Below are 16,195 nucleotides of genomic sequence, written 5' to 3' on the forward strand. Positions count from 1 at the left end.
TCATTTCTCCGAATCGTGTTGGTCGATAGGGTTTTTGGTCGTGCGGGCGAGGGCGTCGATGAGCTCGCTGCCGACGTGATGAACATCCAGAGGCACCGCTTCGGTCAGACGGGCGCGGCGTTGCGGGACCGGGCCGAAGGGGCTGAACTCGGCGAGTTCGCTGAGTTCGCGTTCGATGAGCTCGTCATGCCAGCCGATCTCCCACACGTGCTCGGCCAGCTCTTCGACTACGGCCCGGTAGCGGCGCACCGATGCTGGGACTCGGCCCGGGCGGGCGGCACTGAGTACGACACCGACGACCTGGACACCTTCGGGTGCTGCTCCCGCGTGCCATTCACGCAACCGGTCCGCGCAAGCGATCAGCCCTGGCAGGCACAACCGTGCCGCCACAACGACACGTTGGGTGGTCTGCGGCGAGCCCGGCCAGGACTGCCCGCAGTCCGCAGCGGGCGCCCACCACCGTGCCAGCGTCGAGGTCCCCGCTCCCCCGTGAGCGCCGACGATCGCGACCGCCGGTGGATGCGCTCGGGTAGTCGGCAGGGGTTGTACGCGGATGCTGGCGACGCGCAGTGGCGGGGTCACCGTGGCCGGGTCCAACCGACAGCCGCCGATCACGGCGAGAGGATGCTCGTGAAGGATCAGCGCGGGCATCAGCTGCCTCGCTTCTGGATGTTGGTGATGACCAATTCGCCAGCAGCTGCGGCGGATACGTTGATCAGCTGCAGGTAGTCGAAGCGGCGGCCGTCGGGATGCAGTTCCACCAGGTGGACCTCGGCGGTGTTCTCCGCAATCGGAGTGATGCCGACGCAGTGGCTGGTGCCGATCGGCAGCGCCGTGATCGCAGCGGCCAACGGTTCAGGCACGATCCCGGCCTGCGGGGTCACCAACCGCAGCGCTTCCTCAGCGCTGCGTGTGACGTAATAGGCGAACTCGAACGCCGCGATCACACCGGCGACGGTCCTGGTGTCCCCGGCGCCCGCTGTCACCGTTTGCGCAGAGAGCCCGGCACAGGCCCGCTCGGTGGCGGCGACAGTAGAGGTAAGGGCGGTCAAGCTGGTTGCGGAGGTGGAGACAGAGGCGGCGGTGCCGGTGTGGTCGCTGCCCGACATGTCCACCGCGACGGCAGCGACCGAACCGGTAAGGATGCCGGCGGCGGCGCTCAGCGCAACGATGCGTGACCGCCGCGTCGGCGCGTGGCGCGGTATTGATCGGGCGTGGAGCTGTTCGCTGACCTGATGGGGTTCGTCGGGGTGGGGGTCCGGGTTGGCGGGCTTGTATAGCCAAGCGGCACCATGGTTATGGCTCAGGTCTTCGGTGGGCATGTTGTTCACCTCCTCGGTTCGGTTGGGTGGTGGTCGGGCCCTTCGGAGCACGCCGCTGGAAGAGCCGCTGACCAGGGGGAAGGCTGGCTGCTCGATTCGTGCTCCGAAGGGGTCTAGGGGTGCGCCGACGGCTCACTGGCCGTGGCCGAGGGCGAACCGGTCTGTGTGACACCGGGTTTCACTGCGGTAGGCGAGGGAGCCGGGTGCGGACTGGTCGGAGTCGTCGCGTTATTCGAGGGTGTCGGTTGCTTCGCCGACGGCGTCGCGGTGGCAGTGAGGTCGTGGGCAATCGCGGTGAACCAAGCGGTCGTCGCGGCCAGCGGGGTATCGCCACCTGCGGTGACCGAGACGGTGCTGTAGCTGCTGCGTCGCCCAGTGGCGTTGCTGTATTGGGCGGTCGCCGAGGTCGTGTAGAGGTCCTGGGGATCGGTGATGGTGGAGGTGATCGCCTCGAACGCGTCGTTGACCCAGGTACTGATCGACTGGGGCGGCACCAGATCCACCACCGCGTCAGCGACTTTCGTGCCGAGCACCGCGACCGCGGCGGCGGGGTTGGACAGACCGACTGCGGCGAGTTCGGCGATTGTCGTGGCGGTGAAGACCTTCTGTGCCACCGACACCACGGCGTTCAAACCGATCGTGCCGATCTTGAACAGCGCCGAGAGCGCGTCGGACTCGGTCGGTGTTGTAGCCGACGGTGAGGACGCGGCAGCGATGCGCTGGCCGAGGGTTTGGTCGGGGGTGTAGGCCAGTTGATCCAGGCTGGTGCCGGTGATGTCGTCGTTGATGACCCCGACCGCGGTGGTGAAGGCGGTGGAGGCCAGGGCTTGGGCGACGGTGGCGATCGCGGCGACCGGGTCCTTGCCCTCGGCTTGTCCGGTGATGTTGGCAACCGCCGTGAGCAACGGGCTCCCGAACTGGACGTCGCAGGTGGCATCACCGGCCACACACAGATCAGCCACCCGACCGACCAGGGACCCGAAATTGGCCGGTGTCTCGTCGGCGGCGATCCCGGCACCGGACAAGCCGATGTTGGTCAGCTTGATCTTCGACACCGCGGTTCCGTGCGTGCCGGAAGGCGCGGACGGGACTTCCGCTTTGTCGGTGCCTGGCAGAGCACCGGTCGCTGCGCGCCGCGACGGGTTGGCCAGCAACGCGATCCCTGCGACCTTCTCCGCAGGGACTCGAGACTGCCCCGACCCGGCCTTTTCCGCGAAAGCGGCTGCCGCAGCAGCACCTTGGGCATAGCCGGCGACCGCGATCTGTGTCGATGGGCACCGGTCGATGACCTCACCGGCGCGCTGTTCGATCTGATCGGCTGCCGCGGTCGCCGCTCCGGGGTAGTTCGTTGTGTTCACCTCGGCGCCAACGACGATGTATGACCGCTCGATCGCCGTGCCCGCGGCGGCACCCAACCTGCCGAAAGCCTGGCCCAGCATTCCGGTATCGCCGGTGTCGGCGGTGGTGGCGGCGCCTTCCTCACCGCTCCTGCACGCCCAGCACATACAAGGCAGGGCAGGCCGAGGTGCCAGGTTCGCCCGACGTCGGCGACGGGCCAGGTGCGCTGGCGGTGGGCTCGGCCAGGGCTGGTGCCGCACCGATGAAGATCACGGTCAGACATGCGGCCGCGATGGCGCAGGCCCTGCGCTGAGTTGTGTTGTGGTTCATCGGATTCGGCTTCCTTTCACCGTCGAGTCAGTGGGCTCGGCCTGCCCGCGCCGGAGGGGGTGGCGCGGGCAGGCGCGTCAGTTGGTCGGGTTCGGGCCTTGATGACGTGGTGGTCGGGCGAATCCCGTGCGGAAGGCGGTCAACACGTCGGGGACCCCGAGGTCGGCCGCGCCGAGATGGGTGACGTCGAATTCCGACCAGGACACGGCGACATCGCGGGCGGTGTACTCGGCGAACAGTTCGCGCCCGGACTCGATCGGGATCAGTCCGTCGAGCAACCCGTGGTAGAGGTGGATCGGCGCCAACGGTGTTGAGGTGCCGAGGGTTTCGTGGGCCAGCACGTATCGCCAGACCGGGTCGTTCCAGGGGTCTGGACGTTCACACCATGCCGAGAGCGGAGACAAGAACTCCACCATCAACGTCGCCAGATCGAGCTCGGAAGCCGTGCGGACCGCGCGCACGCCGGCGTCGGTGAGCACGTGATCGACCGGCAGATGCGCGTATGCCCGGGCCAGCCCGATCATGCCCGCGAACGCCAGTCCCGACCACGGTCCGCCGTCGAGGCTGTTGATCAACGCGCCGGGGTCGCGGATCACCGCACCGGCCGCGACAGCCCGTAGATCCAGTTCGGGAGCGTAGGCAGGCTGGAACTCCGCGGCAGCGGCGGCAACCCGGCCGCCATCGGCGTAGCCCCAGATCGCGACCGGAGCCTCGAGAGTGCCCTGGGCGGGCTGGGACGTGACTGCGCGAGCTATGTCCAGCACCGCATGTGCGCCCGCCTTCTTGGCCAGGAAATGGTGGGGTCCTGCGCCGTGGATGCCCAGCCCGATCCCGTCGGGAACCGCGACCGTCCATCCCTGTACGAGCGCGGCGGCGATGCTGCTCGTGTCGGGTTCGTTCCCGTCGACCAGCAGCTGCGAGGGGGCGCACCGACCACCCAGACCGTGAAAGGTTGGGCAGTACACCACCAGCGGGGTATTCATCACCGCGCCACCGGTCAGCGTGGCCGGTTCCAGCACGATGCCCGAGGCGGGGACCGGAACACCGAAGCTGGATTTGGTCGTGTAAATCACCTGCCAGGCGTTCCGGAGCCCGGCGATGTGGGGCACCATTACCTCACGGGTACGCAGGATGCGGCCGGGGGTGCCGGAGCCGATCGCGGTGTTCGCGCGAAACTCATCGGCCCCGGTGCTGGTCATGAGCGGGCTCCCGCGACGTCGTGGGCCAGCGCGATCATCCACGCGATGCCCGAGTCCAACTGCCCGGTCAGGGCATAGCCGTTGTGACGTCCGACGGTGTCGGCGAACCGCAACCAGGTCGCCGGGTTGACCAGCTCGGCGTTCTGCGCCGCGAGCTGCCCCCACGCGCCACTGAGTTGGGCGAGCAATTTCGGCACCTGCACCAGTGGGCTTGCCGCGACCGTCGCGGTGATCTCGTTCCAGCGCGCCGCCGCTGCCGCTGGATCCGTGACTGGTGTGCGGGGGTCACCGGCATCGACCAACCGCTGCCCCAAATCCGCCTGCGGCGCATAGTCGACACCTCCGGTACCGACCTGGAAGTCGTTGACGATCACGGTGTTCCAGGCCTCACCGAGCGCGTCGGAGAGTGCGGCGCCGAGAGTGGACAGCGCCGCGAGAGGGTTGGTGAGGTCGGCTTGGGCAAAGATCTGGGCTCCCAGTCGCAGGACCGATGCCTGGCCCGGGGCGGAGCAGGCGAGGTCGCCGTCGCTGCAGATGTCGGCGACCCGGCCGGTGAGATCGCCGTATCCGGCGCTGGTGGTCGCGAGTCCCGCACCACCTGCCGGGGCCGCGAGGACTTGCACGGTCGAAACCGCCGCACCCGAGGTGCCGGGTGCAGGGTCGGGCACGGTTTGGCCCGGTCGACCGGGGAAGACTGGTTCGAGTTCGCCACGATCAGGGTTGGCATACAACACGATTCCCGCGATGCGTTCGGCCGGGACGGGGCCGTTGCCGGCACCGGTGTCGCGCGCGAAGCTCGCCATTGCTTGGGCGCCCTGGCTGTAACCGACACCGGCCAGCATCGTGTCCGGGCACGCCTGCACGATTTGTTGCGCCGCAGCGTCGAGGTTGGCCCGGGCCCCCGAGACCGACGCGACGTACGGGGCGGAGCCCCCGCCGGGGACGATGCCGCCGAAGCCCGCGTCGTAGCCGATGTAGGCGCGCTGCACGAGCGATGGCACCGCACCCACGACCGGCCCGATCAGCGACCCGACAACACCGGTGTCCGCGAGGGGGTCCGCGGTCGGCGACGATTGGCCCGTTCCTTGGACACCGAGGATGAACAGCGCCGGGCATCCGTCGATCGGCACTGCGACCGCGGGAGCTGCCGGTGAGGCCGCGGTGATCGCCGCGGCTCCCACCATCGCGGCGGCCACGGCTGCGGCGGTACGGGCTGCGCTGATGGTCATTGACCGACTCCGACGCCGGCGCCGAACCCGGCGCCGATCGTTGCACCGACCGCCCCGCCGACAGCACCGGCCGGTACGCCGAGGATCGCCGCGCCCGCAGCGGCTCCGGCGGCGGCGCCCAAGGCGGTGCCTGCGACTCCGCTGGTGGCTTGTCCGATGATGGGGACCGGGATCATGATTCCGAGTGCGGCACCGGCGATTCCACCGACCGTGCCGCCGATCAGTCCTCCGGCTACCGCACCGACTGCCGCTGCCGGTGCCCCGAGCACGGTCGCACCGGCCGCACCACCCAGTGCGGCGCCACCCAGGGTCGCGCCACTGACGCGATCAGAGCGTCCTGCGGGGATACCGACCGAGTCCAGTGCGGTCGCGACCTGCGCCTCGGCACCTGCTGCGGTGTTGTTGATGGTGTCGCGGACTTCCACCGGGAGCCACTCCGGGCTCGGGGTCTGCCACTCGCCGATCCGAATCGTGTTCTCCGGCGGGGTGATTGGCGCGACGGGCTCGACCGGAACGGGGAGGTGCAGTTCTTCGATGCGCACGGGTTCGACCGGCTCGTCCACTTCGGGGGCAGGCCGGGCTGGGCCGGTGCGTACCTGTTGGGGCTGTTCGTAGTACACCGGCGGTGTCGGTTCAGGAGCCGGCTCCGGCTCCGGTTCTGGTTCGGGAGCTGGTGGGGGCGTGGGTGTTTCGGTGCCGGGTTGGGGCGGACTGGTCACGCCGCCTTGATCGGCAACGGTGGCTACGGCGCTGTTGGCGTGGGCAGGGCCGGCGGCGCCGACTGCCACAGCGACCGGAATGGCGGCAGCGAGCAGCAAGGTGCCGGTGCGACGTGCGCCGGAGATTCCGGATCGACGGCGAGCTGCGCTGCGGCGGGCGGTCGGAGTGTTTTCGGGCATGACTGGTCGACCTCTCTAGTCGAAAGGTGAAGCTGATACATGGGGGCCGCAGCGGGATTGGCTTCGCTTGCGCGGCGAGAATTCAGATCGGTGGGGCTGCCGCCCGGCACCGCCGATCGGTGTACCCGGTTCGGCGGTGCCGCTCGGCGGCTAGGTCAGAGCAAGGTCAGAGCCAGATACAGCACCTGATTGGCCAGGGCGGCGCCGTTGGCCAACAGCGACAGCCCGGCGTTGAGATAGCTCGCGATCACGATCGGATCCACAGGATTTCCTTTCTGGGAGGGAATTACTTTCGCTTTCCATCCAAACCTTGAAACCGACTGTGCCGCTAGAGCATTAACTGATCCAGTTTGGATATATCAAAAAGGATCAGTTAAGGGACCCATGTCAACGCAGGCAGCAACGGGACCGAAACTGACCCATCGGCGACGCGGCTACTCACCCCCGGACGAAGGCGAGCCGCGTCGAAATTGCCTCTGTTGCTGAATTTTTGACGAACGCCGTCGTTCCCAACTCGCCCGGCCGTCGGCAAACTTGCCGCATGAAATCCCTTCTGGTAAACAATGTCCCATCGCCAGCAGGTGACTCTCACTTCAAACCTCTCAGCCTGTGACTTACACCACTAGCTCCCGGGGGGGAGTATGAAAAACGAACGTCCTTCTAGGCGGTTGCCAGATCGTCCACGGCGACGGCGACGGCGCGATCCGACCCGACCCGATGTGTCCATTCCCGACCTCGGCACGACGTGCCGGTGGATCCGGGAGGATCTGGGTCTCACTCGCGAAGAGGCGGCCGACGCGGTCGGGTTCAGCGCGGTCCACCTCGGGCGCATCGAACGCGGCGAGCGCGAGCCATCGCTGAACACCCTCGAAGGGATCGTTCGAGGGTACCGACTCGACCAGGCGATGTCCGCACACCTGCACGACCTCGCCATCGCCGACATCCCGCTGGCCCCGACTCACCACCTGCGCACCTACGTCCAGGCCGAGCCCGCATTGGCTGCCAACCTCGAACGCTTCCAGACACGGGGCGTCCTGGCGGCATACATCGATCCGATGTCGAATGTGTTGTCGCGCAACGACTTGTTTGCCGACATCCTGATCGGCATCGATGACATCGGATCGGTACCAGTCTGGATGTTCAGCGAGCACGTCAACACCGTCCTCGTCGATCCCGATGGCGAACGTTCCTGGATGATCGCGAAGGTCAAAGCCGCACTCGGCAGACACCGCACGTCGGTACAGGCCAAAGAACTCGTTGCCGCCCTGTCCCCGAACAATGATGCTCAACGACTGTGGGCAGCGAGCGTGAAGGTCTCCCTCGGTCGCGACGCGCGGCGCCTGTTGCACGCCCACAGCACTGACCAGAACAGGGTCTCTTACCAACTGTCGCTGACCGACAGCATCGTCTCCAAACACATCCAACTGGTCACGGCCACACCAGAGACCTACTCGGGGCCCGTGCTCGACTGAGCGCCAGCAACATCGGAGCGGCCCAACGGTGACATATCCGCGCGCGTGGGTCGGACAATTGTGAGGCTAAACAATGGGTCGAACCCGAAACACCGTGAATCGCGCCTGATTTCACGGCTAGGGCGAGAAATGGGTGGAAAAAGTCGCGAAGTTCATGTCTTCTAGAAGTTGGAAGAGCCACTGATCGGGCAGAACGAGGTGCCCGATGAAGATTCACGCAGCAACCGCCCCCGCCTACGGGCGCGACCATTCTCCAGCGGAGACATCGCACGCCCCCGTCACCGATCGCCGGTGGACTCGTAGCGCCCGAAGTCGTCCTGGCCGTCGCTATGGCCCTGTCTCGGTCGGGTCATATTCGCACGATGTCCTACATCGCCTTCGTCGCCGACATTGTACGAAGACAGGACCACTTCTCGCCGGGTCCTGCCCACCGCTAGTGCGCGGCACCCGACATCGCGAACCCGGAATCGGCATCGACCACGACCGAGGGCACACCCATGCGCCATGACCCCTCTACTTCCCCTCCGCCGCTTCGCCGGTGGGTCAACACCAAAACGGCGGCCGACCACATCGGCATCCACCCTGAAGTACTACGGCGCTGGGCCCGCCAACCGGGCAAGCACCCGTGGCTACCCAGACCCATTCGAGTCGGAAGACAATTCCGATGGGACATCGACGAACTCGATATAGCCTTGGCGAACGCAGACCGCGAACCGCCCGGGCACCACGGTGAAACCCGGTAGACCACATCACGGCCGCGGGGCACGGCCAGGGCAGGGGCTCGAAGACGCGCCGAACTCCGCCGATCGGGGCCAGGATCCGGACGAGTCTGGCGCCTGCTCTGTGTCACAGCAGCGGCCAACGGTGCTTGGAACACGGCGCCGTCCAGGACACGACCGTGCCCACGGAGACGACCTACGGCTCCGCCCTCTACGCATTCGTCGTCGCCTAGGACTCCCCGACAACTGACTGCCACGTTGCGGGTGGCGCGATTCGCAGACTTGCTGTCTACCGGAATGTGGAAGAGCCGTTGATCGGGCAGAACAGGTGCCCGATGAAAAATCACGACCACCCTCACATTCCTCTCCTCTGGATTGTTCGCATTTCCCCGGTGGCCCGCCCCTCCGGCCTTGCTAGCACGGGCAATCCCCTGAGGAAGGGCAAAACACTCGCCGCGACTGGACCATGTGCAGCAGGTACTGGCAGGGGCGAGCGATGAGCGACCCCAACCACGAGATCGCACGGAAATTGCTGGACCAGCTGGGGATTCAGGTGCAGGATCTCTTGCCGAAGTCGGACCCAGCACCGGTGCCAACATTCGACGAGTACATCCCGCGGATCATCCCCTCAGTCTCGGCCGGAACACTGCGAACCTACGGGACTTACTGGCAGCACCTACAGAATGAGTGGGGAACACGGCGCCTCGACGACCCGACGAGTCTGGAGATGCAGGCACTCGTCGAGCGCATCCGCGCAGGCGCGGTCCAGCGCCGCAATTCCCGCGGCGGGAGGTCCGCCGCCGAGCACATGGTGAGCGCGCTGCGCTACCTGTATCGGTTCGCGGCCAACGACGGCTACGTCCGGACCTCCAACGCTGCTACGGAACTCATCAAGCCGCGTCGACTACCCAGCCCTCGTGGTGCCATCGCAGCCGAGCGGCTCCACGAGGTGATCGAAGTGGTCACCACTACCGGCGACGACGTCGAACTGGACACCCTGCTGCTGCGCCTGCATCTGGAAACCGCGTGCAGGACCGGCAGCGCACTGGCTATTCGGCCGACTGATCTCGATGCCAGGCAGCGCCTGGTCAAACTGCGTGGCAAAGGCGGAACCGTCCATTGGCAGCCGATCTCGACGGCTCTGCTCACCATGCTCACCGCCCACTGCGCGCGGCGATGATCCTGACGGGCAGCTGGCTGCGCTACCGCTACGGGCGCCCGATCACGCGCCGACGCTACGACCACCTGTGGATGCGTGCGGGCCGACAACTGCCATGGGTCGCGACCCAGCAGGTCAACACGCACTGGCTCCGCCATACCGTGCTGACCTGGGTCGAGCGAAACTTCGGCTATGCCGTCGCCCGCGCCTACGCCGCCCACGCTGTCCAGTACACACCCGGCGGTGCGACGCTGACCTACGTTCGAGCAAGCGTCCACGAGGTCGCGGATGCCCTATCGGCGCTCACCAGCGAACTACACCCACTCGCGGTAGGGCAATCCGCAACCAGCCGTGTCCTAACGCCACTGCCGCTGCCAGTCTGGACACCCCAGCATGGCCCGTCGATCCATCCCCCGGTTGACCAGTAACACAACCAGTTACCTGGCCCTGGGCAGGGCGTCACCGCGCATGCCGAGATGCGGGCCGACGGCCTCAAAACACCCACAGCGACGATGCCAGAACTGCGGAATGGGATACAGGTCTCGAACCGCCCACGGAATCGGAGGGTCACGATCCCGGCCAACTGCAATGTCACCAGCGGCGACACAATCGCCGGGCGGATCGGGCTGCGCCACTCAACCTCGTCGAAAGCCTCACTGGGTTCACCTACTGATCCTGCCAGCATGGCCTGGACACGACCGAGCGCACGCCGCGGCGCCAGGAGCAGCCGAAGGCCGCGCGAGCGGCCGGTCTGACTCGTCGCAAGGTCGGCCACGGGCTCGCACCCAGACAGCGCACCGACTCACTCGCTACCTGGACACATCAGCGATCCCATCCTGAGCAGATGAACGTGCTACAGACCTCAAGTGCCCATGGCAGCAGCAGCCAGCACGCCGGTTTCCCCCTGAACCGGAAGGCAATTACGCTCGCCAGCGACCGTGAACCACAGACACAGAGCGAACAGGACCCACATACATGGCGCGCAAAGTTGTTGTCACACTGATCGACGACTTCGACGGCACCTCCATTGCTGAGGAAACGGTCACCTTCGAAATCGACGGCACCGCATACGAAATCGACTTGTCCGCCGACAACGCGGCCACACTGCGCGCGACGTTCGACCAGTGGCTTCCCTACGCACGCCGCACCGGCCGAATCAAGGCATCCCTGCGCCGATCCGAGGCGAAGGCTTCCGCAGAGGCACCGCTACGCCGCACCGACCTCAATGCAATTCGGACTTGGGCCAACAACAACGGACTCTCTGTGTCCGCACGGGGCAGGATCGCCGCCGACGTCATCGCAGCCTACGACAAGGCATCCGCCTGAGCCTCACAACTACCAACCGTCGACCTGCTCCACCGACGACAGGGTCGAAGTCTGTGAACTGCTGAGATCACCGCCGGGCGCGCCAGGTCATATTTCCGGCGCGCCCGGAAGTCGCAGCGATGTCGTCCGCTTCGACAGAGGAGCAGTCGGTCGATCGTCCTGGGCCATCGGTACAGCCGTCTTCTGCGGCGCACTCTCCGCAGCCCGACGCCTGCTACCAGACCATGTTGAACATCTACTCCTGCCACGAACTCCCAAGTCACCGCGAGCAGCAGAACCCATGCCCTGGGTTCGCCTCGCCGTATCTCGAAATGCCGTGACGTCCCAGTAGATACGCCGTCGCGAAGCCAATGAGACCCGCGCCGACGATGAGCACCGAAGTGGGCTCGGACACGCTCAGGGTCGACGCACCAGATCCGCGAGCGGCTCGCCTGCGGCGAAACGGGCCACCAATTCATCGGCGTCGAAGTCGACCCCGATGGGATTGGTATCGAAGGCACCGGACTCGAAGAACTCGTTCAGCTCCGCGTCAGTACTGAAGTTGTCGATCTGCAACTCGATGTGGTTCCCATCGGGGTCCTCGTAGTACATCGAGGTAGTCGGACCGTGGTTGATCGACCAAAACGGCTGTACACCGGCGGCTTTCAACCGCTGGTAGGTGCCAAGCAGATCACCGAGCGAATCGTAGGTGAAGGCGACGTGATGCAGACCCGAATGCGCGTCGGTGGGCCGCTGAGACGCACCGGTCGCCAGAAATGCGACGCGATGATGCTCCTCGTCGTAGGTGATGAACGCCAACATGTCGTTACTGAAGACCAGGCGACCTTCGAGGACCTGCACGTACCAGTCGATCATTTCCGGAAGCTGACCGGTGCGCAGGACGACATGAGCAAGTTTTGCCGGTGATGCCATGAGCGAACTCTCCTTAAGCCGAGCACATCTCGTTAATGGGGTTAAGAGAAAAGCTAGGCGCAGATCCCGCCGAGCGCAGCCCAGAAGGTGACGGAGCGATCAGTTCTCACCGGCGCTGACGCCATCCATTGACGCGAGTCCCGCGATGCCGACCCTGGTCGTCCCCAACAACCGGTGAGGGCACCCGGGTCACCGCCACGAAGTCACCGGGTGACCGGCGCCCCGCCGATAGCTAAGGAGAGGTCCCATCCGTCGTGCCACCGCCGCCACGATTGCGACGGCGGTTTTGACCGCCCTTCTGCTGTGGCGACGTCCTATCGGCCATGACGATTTACCTCCGAACTCATCACGATGGGTCCCGATAGTCCGGAGAAAGTACGTCGACCACTACCGCATGTATCTCGAGACCGGGGTGACGATGACCGGGGAAACCGTCGGCGTCGGCAGCGTGTGCCGGCGCGGCTCCCAGTACGCCGTCGCCGAGGTCATCGCAACCCTCGCCCCGCTCGGCATGCGCCTGCACGGCTTCGGCCTCTCCCTCGGAGCGCTCCGGCTCGTCGGGCACCTGGTCTCGAGCAGCGACACCCAAGCCTGGTCCTACACCGCCCGCCGCCAACACATCCGGCTCCCCGGCTGCACCCACACCACCCGCCCCGACCCGATCACCGGCGCCAGCACCCCGACCGATTGCCGCAACTGCTTCAAATGGGCCCGCGCCTACCGCGAACGCGCACTCGACGCCGTCCGCCACGCGGCGCGCACGGCCGCTGCCAGCCCGGCGTCTGAACTCCCACCACGCTCCCGAGACCGGGCCCACCGCGCTGGCCAGAGACGTCCGCACGCGCCCCGGCGCGGCGGTCTCGCCCTGACCGGCCACCCCGGCGCACAACCGTCGACGACGAGGAGACATCATGCGACCCGAACAGCCATTCACCAGCGGAAACGACACGTCCCCCACCATCGCCGGGCCGGCGCTCGCCAGCTACGACCTCGTGGTCGTCTCGACCAGCGGCGGCAAGGACTCCCAGGCCGCACTCGACGTCACCGCCACCGCTGCGGCTGACGCCGGGGTCCTCGACCGAGTCGTCGCCGTGCACGCTGACCTCGGCCGCGTCGAATGGCCCGGCACCCGTGAACTGGCCGCCGAGCACGCGGCCCACTACGGCCTGCGGTTCGAGACGGTCTCGCGCACCGGTGCCGATCTGCTCGACCGGGTCGCCGAACGCGGCCGCTGGCCCGACGCCGCCCGACGCTGGTGCACCTCCGACTTCAAGCGGGGGCCGATCCGCACCGTGCTCACCCGACTCGTCGCCGAGCTCCGCGACGACGGCCTGGTTGAGCGGCCCGTGCGCGTGCTCTCGGTCATGGGCATGCGCGCCGAGGAATCCCCCGCGCGCCGACGCCTTACCCCCTTCAGCCACGACGCCGGCTGGACCTGCCGGTGCGCGCCGTGCCGAACCGCCCGCGCCAACGGCGGACCCCGCCGGACCGGTGCCTCCAACGGACGCCGCCACGTCGATTCCTGGCTGCCCCTGCATGACCTACCAGTCACCGCGGTCTGGGAACGCATCGCCGCCGCCGGCACCCGCCCCCACCCCGCCTACGCCGCCGGAATGCCGCGCCTGTCGTGCTCGTTCTGCGTCCTGGCCTCCCGCAGCGCACTGATCCGCGCCGCGCAACTACGCCCCGACCTCGCCGCCGACTACGCCACGGTCGAAGCCAGCATCGGCCACCGCTTCCGCCAGGACCTGCCCATCGACGACATCATCACCGCCGCCGCCGAAACCGCCACTCCCACAACAGCAGTCGCCGACTGGGCTGCCTGACCGAACGGAGACGCCCATGACGATCTACCTCCGACCACCCGAGCCGAACCCCGGCGGGCCCGACGGGCAGGGCTGGAACCGGCTCAGCCTCAACGCCCACACCAGCGTCCCGGCCCCGCAGTGCGCACTGCGGCCACGCACCTACGCCGCGCTCTGCGATATTCGCCGCGGCAGCCGCCTGGGGCCCCTATGACCGCTGTATCAGGCCCGCGGCTCGGGGCGACAACTCCAGCCCCGACTGCCACGCCTGCCCGATCCTCACCGCCCCGCCGCGCGAGCTCGTCACCGACGCCGACCACATCCGCGTCCTCGACCGGATCACCATTCGCACTGTCGGCGACGGCCTGTTCGCCACTCAGGTCGAGCAGACCCTGCAGCTCGAGCCGGTCGACGACGCGGCCGCCACCTGGACCTGGGCCGAGCTGGCTCGCCTCCCCGGCTGGGACATCGGGCGTGCTGTCATCGACCACCGCGGGCCCGGTTTTTGGCTGCACCGAAACAACGCTGACCAGTCCCAGCCAGGTACACCAGTCCACCCAGTAGCGCGGCGCCGACGACAAAGATCGCCACCACCTCGACGACGTGCCGAACCCGCCACCACACCCATCCGATGACCCACCCCAACACCCAGAACGGGCTGTACCACCGCAGCTTCCGGCGTCGGGAGGACGGAGCCGTCGTGCGTCGGGGTCGCCGGAACCGGTGCCACCGTGATTTCTGCTCGGGCACCGCGTCGTCCTTGTCAGGGTCGGCGGCAGGTTCGGAGGGCTCCCAGTCCGTGTCCGATACGACCAAGTCCCATGCGTCGAACTCTTCGCTTGCCTCGGTGTCGGGCGTTTCGACCTCCGGGGCGGGCGGGGCCGCCACCGGGACCACCGCGGCGCTCGCCGTGACCGCCGCTGGATCAGCCTTCTCCCAGGTGCTGTTCGCCCCTGGTGGTGTCATCACCCGGCTGGCCACGTGGACAACCTGCCGCCGGGGCGCGAGGCGCCCGGCTCGGTGCACGTGTGGGGAGGGACGGCGGCGCTGCGGCTTATGGGTCGGGGTCGGCGATTCGGGCTCGCTCGGGAACCCGTCGGCGAGAAGGGCGGCTTCGTCGATGTCGCCAGCGATGTTCAGAGCGCGCAGTGCGGCGACGACCTGGGAGGCTGACCAGCGTTTGGGCCCGGTCGACAGCTCCGATACCGCCGAGGCCAGTTTTGCGCCGTCCTCGGCGATCACCAGCCGCGTGCCCGTCAACGGTTCGCTTACCTCGACGCTCACCTGGTGGCCGGTCTTGGGGACAACGACCACCAGGCCCTCGACGAACTCCTTCCGGTCCAGGCGCCACTGCAACGCCCCCTGCAGCGACAAGGCTTCATTCTGAACCTGGTGGAACGCGTTGGGGTGCGAGGCGAGCCCGTACATCGGTGCCGGCTTGCCGTCCAGCGTCCACGCGCCGTTCGCGGTCGCCTTCAAGGCGCCGCCGCGGGCCTCGGTGAGCCCTTTGACCTCGAGCGCGGCAACCCGTTGCGAAGTCCACAGCACGGCGTCGATCTGGACCGGGTCCATGTCCTTCTTCTTGTGGGCGACGACGTTGAACACCACGACGACTGGTCCGTCGAGCTCGCTTAGCCAGCGAAACGCCGAACGTTCTGCGCCCGAACCGAATTCGCCCGCCACGACCGCCCGCACGATGACCCCTCAATGTCGACGACTCCCCTGACCGAATCAGAGTAGGTGTGCCCACCGACACATCGGGAACGAACGCCCGCGCCCTCCCATCCGCGGGCGAGCACCACTGAGAGACTGAAATCTGGGGACGTGTCATCTCCACTGGTCACGAGCATATTTGTGGCACGCTAGTCGGGTCGGGAGCCGTAATATTCGATGGATCCTTGTCGAAGCGCAGGCCTCGCCATGACGGATGGCGCAGCCGCCAGCGGTGCGCTCGCGATATTGAACGTCGCCCATGAGACGTGGGGCCACCCAGGAAGCTTCAGCAGTCACTGTGCGGGGCACGGGGACGTCGAGGGGCGGCTCGTCGATGACCAGTTCGTCGAGTTGTTGCTGCAATGCCCGCCGGGACGCCCCGCTGAATCCTAATCCGACAGCACCTAGCAGCACCAGAGATCCCTCGGCGTCGTGCGCGGCGACCAATAGTGAACCGAATTCGCCAGTCCCCCGCAAATTTTCGAGCCAGACGACGATGACGATCTCGGTCGACTTTCGCAGCGGAATCTTGCGCCACAGCCGTGATCTTCCGGCTTGGTAGACGGAGTTCAGGCGTTGGCGGCCACTCCCTCCGACTCCTTTTCCCCCCGCGACCGCGAGCATCGTGTCGATCGGGACGTCGCTGTAGTAGGGCAGCACGATCACTCTTCGCCCGCGCTCGCCGTTGTGGGACGCCCGAATCCCCCTGTTCGAATGCCTCGAACCGTCCACGCGCACCCGGCGTCTGACTGATCGCATCCTGGCCTTGCGG

18 protein-coding genes are annotated in these 16,195 nt (G+C 67.0%); 7 read left to right on the plus strand and 11 right to left on the minus strand.

What is annotated here, in order from left to right; all coding sequences use genetic code 11:
• The 7 genes from ACWEVR_RS31800 to ACWEVR_RS31830 all read right to left on the minus strand — a co-directional run bounded on the left by ACWEVR_RS31800 (position 1) and on the right by ACWEVR_RS31830 (position 6,317).
• Positions 1-651: a DUF6668 family protein gene (locus tag ACWEVR_RS31800; protein WP_452469916.1), complete on the minus strand. Its 651-nt coding sequence runs from the start codon at positions 649-651 to the stop codon at positions 1-3.
• Positions 651-1,322, minus strand: coding sequence for a hypothetical protein (locus ACWEVR_RS31805; protein WP_452469917.1), 672 nt, complete (start codon positions 1,320-1,322; stop codon positions 651-653). The genes ACWEVR_RS31800 and ACWEVR_RS31805 overlap by 1 nt, the downstream gene beginning before the upstream one ends.
• Positions 1,323-1,435: 113 nt before the next feature.
• Complete coding sequence (locus ACWEVR_RS31810) at positions 1,436-2,827, minus strand: cutinase family protein (protein ID WP_452469918.1); 1,392 nt, start codon at positions 2,825-2,827, stop codon at positions 1,436-1,438.
• Complete coding sequence (locus ACWEVR_RS31815) at positions 2,802-2,990, minus strand: hypothetical protein (protein WP_452469919.1); 189 nt, start codon at positions 2,988-2,990, stop codon at positions 2,802-2,804. Before ACWEVR_RS31815 ends, ACWEVR_RS31810 begins: the two co-directional genes overlap by 26 nt.
• A 77-nt stretch (positions 2,991-3,067) precedes the next feature.
• Positions 3,068-4,189: a lipase family protein gene (locus tag ACWEVR_RS31820; RefSeq protein WP_452469920.1), complete on the minus strand. Its 1,122-nt coding sequence runs from the start codon at positions 4,187-4,189 to the stop codon at positions 3,068-3,070.
• Positions 4,186-5,418, minus strand: coding sequence for a cutinase family protein (locus ACWEVR_RS31825; RefSeq protein ID WP_452469921.1), 1,233 nt, complete (start codon positions 5,416-5,418; stop codon positions 4,186-4,188). Before ACWEVR_RS31825 ends, ACWEVR_RS31820 begins: the two co-directional genes overlap by 4 nt.
• Positions 5,415-6,317, minus strand: coding sequence for a hypothetical protein (locus ACWEVR_RS31830; protein ID WP_452469922.1), 903 nt, complete (start codon positions 6,315-6,317; stop codon positions 5,415-5,417). Before ACWEVR_RS31830 ends, ACWEVR_RS31825 begins: the two co-directional genes overlap by 4 nt.
• Before the next feature lie 641 nt (positions 6,318-6,958).
• On the opposite strand from ACWEVR_RS31830, the gene ACWEVR_RS31835 reads away from it, so the two are divergent.
• From ACWEVR_RS31835 to ACWEVR_RS31850, 4 genes are all read left to right on the plus strand, one after another.
• Entirely contained in the window at positions 6,959-7,789 is an 831-nt protein-coding gene (locus ACWEVR_RS31835; RefSeq protein ID WP_452469923.1) for a helix-turn-helix domain-containing protein, read from the plus strand.
• Between the two features lie 1,215 nt (positions 7,790-9,004).
• Complete coding sequence (locus tag ACWEVR_RS31840; protein WP_452469924.1) at positions 9,005-9,688, plus strand: hypothetical protein; 684 nt, start codon at positions 9,005-9,007, stop codon at positions 9,686-9,688.
• The gene (locus ACWEVR_RS31845) at positions 9,685-10,095 is read left to right on the plus strand and encodes a hypothetical protein (RefSeq protein ID WP_452469925.1); all 411 of its coding nucleotides are present in this window, start codon (positions 9,685-9,687) and stop codon (positions 10,093-10,095) included. The genes ACWEVR_RS31840 and ACWEVR_RS31845 overlap by 4 nt, the downstream gene beginning before the upstream one ends.
• Positions 10,096-10,642: 547 nt before the next feature.
• Positions 10,643-10,993, plus strand: a complete 351-nt coding sequence (locus ACWEVR_RS31850; protein WP_452469926.1) for a histone-like nucleoid-structuring protein Lsr2 — start codon at positions 10,643-10,645, stop codon at positions 10,991-10,993.
• Between the two features lie 259 nt (positions 10,994-11,252).
• On the opposite strand, the gene ACWEVR_RS31855 is transcribed toward ACWEVR_RS31850, so the two are convergent.
• Both ACWEVR_RS31855 and ACWEVR_RS31860 read right to left on the minus strand, forming a co-directional pair.
• Positions 11,253-11,387, minus strand: coding sequence for an FAD-dependent monooxygenase (locus ACWEVR_RS31855; protein WP_452469927.1), 135 nt, complete (start codon positions 11,385-11,387; stop codon positions 11,253-11,255).
• Between the two features lie 2 nt (positions 11,388-11,389).
• Positions 11,390-11,905: a VOC family protein gene (locus ACWEVR_RS31860; protein ID WP_452469928.1), complete on the minus strand. Its 516-nt coding sequence runs from the start codon at positions 11,903-11,905 to the stop codon at positions 11,390-11,392.
• A 286-nt stretch (positions 11,906-12,191) separates the two neighbouring features.
• On the opposite strand from ACWEVR_RS31860, the gene ACWEVR_RS31865 reads away from it, so the two are divergent.
• From ACWEVR_RS31865 to ACWEVR_RS31875, 3 genes are read left to right on the plus strand one after another with little or no spacing between them, the layout of a single operon-like run.
• Positions 12,192-12,968, plus strand: coding sequence for a deazapurine DNA modification protein DpdA family protein (locus tag ACWEVR_RS31865; RefSeq protein ID WP_452469929.1), 777 nt, complete (start codon positions 12,192-12,194; stop codon positions 12,966-12,968).
• Positions 12,865-13,731, plus strand: coding sequence for a phosphoadenosine phosphosulfate reductase domain-containing protein (locus tag ACWEVR_RS31870; RefSeq protein ID WP_452469953.1), 867 nt, complete (start codon positions 12,865-12,867; stop codon positions 13,729-13,731). The genes ACWEVR_RS31865 and ACWEVR_RS31870 overlap by 104 nt, the downstream gene beginning before the upstream one ends.
• A gap of 16 nt (positions 13,732-13,747) precedes the next feature.
• A complete protein-coding gene (locus ACWEVR_RS31875) occupies positions 13,748-13,924 on the plus strand; it encodes a hypothetical protein (RefSeq protein WP_452469930.1) in 177 nt (58 codons plus the stop codon).
• A gap of 266 nt (positions 13,925-14,190) precedes the next feature.
• Here ACWEVR_RS31875 and ACWEVR_RS31880 read toward each other — a convergent pair whose 3' ends face one another.
• Both ACWEVR_RS31880 and ACWEVR_RS31885 read right to left on the minus strand, forming a co-directional pair.
• Complete coding sequence (locus tag ACWEVR_RS31880; RefSeq protein WP_452469931.1) at positions 14,191-15,405, minus strand: nuclease-related domain-containing protein; 1,215 nt, start codon at positions 15,403-15,405, stop codon at positions 14,191-14,193.
• 132 nt (positions 15,406-15,537) lie between these two features.
• The gene (locus ACWEVR_RS31885) at positions 15,538-16,083 is read right to left on the minus strand and encodes an ATP dependent DNA ligase (protein ID WP_452469932.1); all 546 of its coding nucleotides are present in this window, start codon (positions 16,081-16,083) and stop codon (positions 15,538-15,540) included.
• Between the last annotated feature and the right edge of the window lie 112 nt (positions 16,084-16,195).

The organism is Nocardia sp. NPDC003979 (assembly GCF_053605015.1).